The sequence below is a fragment of the Corallococcus llansteffanensis genome, assembly GCF_003612055.1.
Lineage (GTDB): Bacteria > Myxococcota > Myxococcia > Myxococcales > Myxococcaceae > Corallococcus > Corallococcus llansteffanensis.
In genome coordinates, this window is the sequence record NZ_RAWB01000832.1 from 1 (window position 1) to 3,194 (window position 3,194).

The following is a 3,194-nucleotide window of genomic DNA, read 5'->3' on the forward strand; positions in this document are numbered from 1 at the left end:
CCCGCCCCCCCGTAGCGCGCGTCCCCGAGGATGGGCGTCCCCAGCGCCGTCAGGTGCGCTCGGAGCTGGTGCGTGCGGCCCGTCCGGGGCAGCAGCTCCACCAGGCAGAACGCGTCGCCCGCGAACAGCGTGCGGTAGTCCGTCCACGCGGGCACGCCGTTGGCCGCGCGCGTGGCCCGCCAGCGCCCCGGCCGCGAGGGATCCTTCGACAGCGGCAGGTCCACCGTGCCGCCCGCCGGGAGCCCTGGCCCCGTCGCCGCGAGGTACCGCTTGCGCGCGGTGCCCTCCCGGAACGCCTCCGCGAGCGCCGCCGTGGCGGACGCGGACTTGCCGAACACCGTCACCCCGGACGTCTCCCGGTCCAACCGGTGCACGAGTCCCGCGGTGCCCCCCAGGTGCGCGCCCACGACGTCCACCAGGCTCGCGCCCACGCGCCCCTCCGAGGGCTGCGCGTTCAGGCCCGCGGGCTTGTCCACCGCGATGACGTCCGCGTCCTCGAACAGCACGCGCAGCGGCGCGGACGGCCCCACGGCCTCCAGCGGACTCTGCCCCGCCTCCTCCAGCACCACCGTCACCACCTGCGCGGGCTGCAGCTTCACCGCCCCGTCCCGCGCCCGGCGGCCCGCCACGTACACCGCGCCCACCTCCACCAGCCTCCGCGCGTCCGCCACCGGCAGCCCCAGCTCCGCCGCCACCGCGTCCGCCAGCGCGCGCCCCACGTGCGCGCCCTCGCCACGGAACGTGCGACGCTTCATCGCGCGCCCTTCCCTTCCACCCGGGGCGAGAGGGGGGCATGCGGCCAGACGACGGAAGCAGAGCACATGGCGCGACACTCTATGCGCGCCGTCCCTGCCGTGACGCGGGCTTCCTGTTACCTTCCGCGCCGCCATGGACCGTCCCCTGCATACCGTCCGGTCTCGGCTGGATGACTTCCTCGCCGAGCTGGCCACCCTCCAGTACCGCTACGGCGCCGGACTCTCCCCCGACCTCCCCGTCGCGCGCCTCCACGCCTCGTTTCCGGAGCTGTCCTCGCTGGAGACCTTCGCCGCCGCCAACGAGGCGCTGGCCAAGGCCCGCCTTCGCGAGGACACCCTCGCCGTGCGCCGCATCACCCTGGTGCGCGAGCTCATCGCCACCCAGGTGGAGGAGTCCCTCGCCACCCGCGCCGGGGACGCCGTCGTCGCGCTGGAAGCGCACTCGCACATCCCCGCCGACGACCAGACGCTGTCGCTCTCCCAGGCCCTGACCCAGCTCCCGCGCGAACAGAACCGCGCCCGCCGCGCCCTCCTGGAGCGCGGCGCCGGCAACTTCCTGTGGGAGCACCGGGGCGCCTACGGCGACCGGCGCGACGCCGCCCTCCAGGCCGCGGAGCAGCTGGGCTATGCGAACTACCCCGCCCTGCGCCAGGACGTCACCGGCATCGACGCGGGGAAGCTCGCCGAGGCCGCCGAGGAGACGCTCCGGACCACCGAGGACGCCTACCGCGACGTGCTGGGCTACGTGCTGCGCAAAATCGAGCCGAACCTGCGCGCGCTGCCCGGCGGCGAGGCCCGGCGCCACGACGTGCAGGCCGCCATGCGCGCGCCGTGGATGGATGCCCACTTCCGCCGCGAGGACACCCTGCCCGCCGTGATGCGCTGGCTGTCCGAGTGGGGCCTGCGCCCCGACGCGGGCGGACGCATCCGCCTGGACGACGAGGCCCGCCCGGGCAAGGCGTCGCGCCCCTTCGTCGCCGCGGTGCGCGTGCCGGACGAGATCCGGCTCGTCCTCCAGCCCCGGGGCGGCCTGGACGCGCTGGGCGACCTGCTCCACGAACTGGGCCACGCCTGGCACCTGGCCCACGTGGACGAGGACGCCCCCATGGAGCTGCGCCGGCTGGGGGATGCCTCCATCACGGAGGCCTACGCGACCACCTTCGAGCGGCTGCTGCTGTCGCCCGCGTGGCTCAAGCGCTACCTGCACCTGCCGTCCGGCACGGTGAAGGACTCCGTGCGGCTGTCCGCGTTCCACGCGCTGACGGTGCTGCGCCGGCACTGCGCGAAGCTGCCCTACGAGCTGTCGCTGTCCACGAAGGGCGCCTCCGCCGACCGCGCCGACGAGTACGCCGACGGCCAGCGCCGCGCCCTCTTCGCGCAGCCACACCCGGGCTTCTTCCTGCATGACGTGGATTCGCAGCTCTACGTCACCCGCTACCTGCGGGCCTGGGCCCTGGAGCCCCGGCTCACCGCGTACCTGCTGGAGCGGTTCAACGAGGACTTCTGGCGCAACCCGGCCGCCTTCGCCTGGCTGCGGGGACTCTTCGCGCGGGGCGGCGCCATGGATGCGGAAGGACTGGCCACGGAGGTCTCGGGCACGCCGTTGGCGTTGCCCGAGGCGGGAGCGCGCCTCGTGGCCATCCTCAACCAGTAGGGGCTTCACGCCCCCTGTGGCACCACCACGACGCCCTGCGAGGGGCGTCTCCTTCGGCGGCTACTTCTTCTTCGTGCGCAGCGCGCGGACGATCTTGTCCTTCGTCGCGTTGGCCGGAGCCTCGGGCGTCCGGACCGCGGCGGGCGCCTTGGAGGCGTTGGCCGCCGTGCGCGTCTGGCCGGTGCGCGCGCGCATCGCCTTCATGAGCTGCATCTCGATGACGAGCAGCTCGTCGGCGAGCTCCGCGTTGGCACCCGCGGCGCGAGGCAGCGGCGCGGTCGGGCTGGCGGCACCCGCGCCATGCCGCATGCGCAGGGCCTTCTCTTCCTCGGCCGTCAGCGTCGTGGACTTCTCCAACGCCGCCTTGACCTCTTTCGCGGTCAACGTGCTACTTCCGACCTTGCGCTCCATCTCCGCTCCCTTCGTTGTGCACGCCTGAACACCCGAGCATGTCAGATGCGTCTGGGCCGCAACCGACGAGGATTGTAGGGGACGCAAGAGGGCCGTCAAAATTTCTTCCAACAGGTCGCTGCCAATCTGTAGCGACCCGCCCCACCTGCTACAGGCGCATCCCCAGCCCCAGGAACACGGAGGTCAGGGTCTGCCGGTCGCCGGAGAAGGGGTCGCCGCGGGCGGAGAAGTTCTGGTAGCGCGCCTCGCCGGAGAGGAAGAAGCCCCGCCCCACCTCCACGCCCACGCCGCCGCTGAACTCCAGGCCCACCTGGAGCACGCGGCTGCCCAGCGCGTCCGGGGCCGCCGGCTGGGGCCGCGCGTGGGGCACGAGC

Annotated in this window: 3 protein-coding genes and 1 pseudogene; 1 reads left to right on the forward strand and 3 read right to left on the reverse strand. The window is 73.8% G+C overall.

Annotation, left to right across the window (positions count from 1 at the left end; all coding sequences use genetic code 11):
• A partial coding sequence (locus D7V93_RS40900) for an RluA family pseudouridine synthase (protein ID WP_147451615.1) occupies positions 1 to 755 on the reverse strand: 755 nt, incomplete at its 3' end.
• 133 nt (positions 756 to 888) lie between these two features.
• Between D7V93_RS40900 and D7V93_RS40905 the strand changes: the two genes are divergently transcribed.
• Entirely contained in the window at positions 889 to 2,409 is a 1,521-nt protein-coding gene (locus D7V93_RS40905) for a gluzincin family metallopeptidase (RefSeq protein WP_120648410.1), read from the forward strand.
• A 60-nt stretch (positions 2,410 to 2,469) separates the two neighbouring features.
• Here D7V93_RS40905 and D7V93_RS40910 read toward each other — a convergent pair whose 3' ends face one another.
• Together D7V93_RS40910 and D7V93_RS40915 are read right to left on the reverse strand one after the other, a co-directional pair.
• The gene (locus D7V93_RS40910; RefSeq protein ID WP_120648411.1) at positions 2,470 to 2,820 is read right to left on the reverse strand and encodes a hypothetical protein; all 351 of its coding nucleotides are present in this window, start codon (positions 2,818 to 2,820) and stop codon (positions 2,470 to 2,472) included.
• A gap of 148 nt (positions 2,821 to 2,968) precedes the next feature.
• A pseudogene (locus D7V93_RS40915) lies at positions 2,969 to 3,194 on the reverse strand (hypothetical protein); the annotation flags it as partial.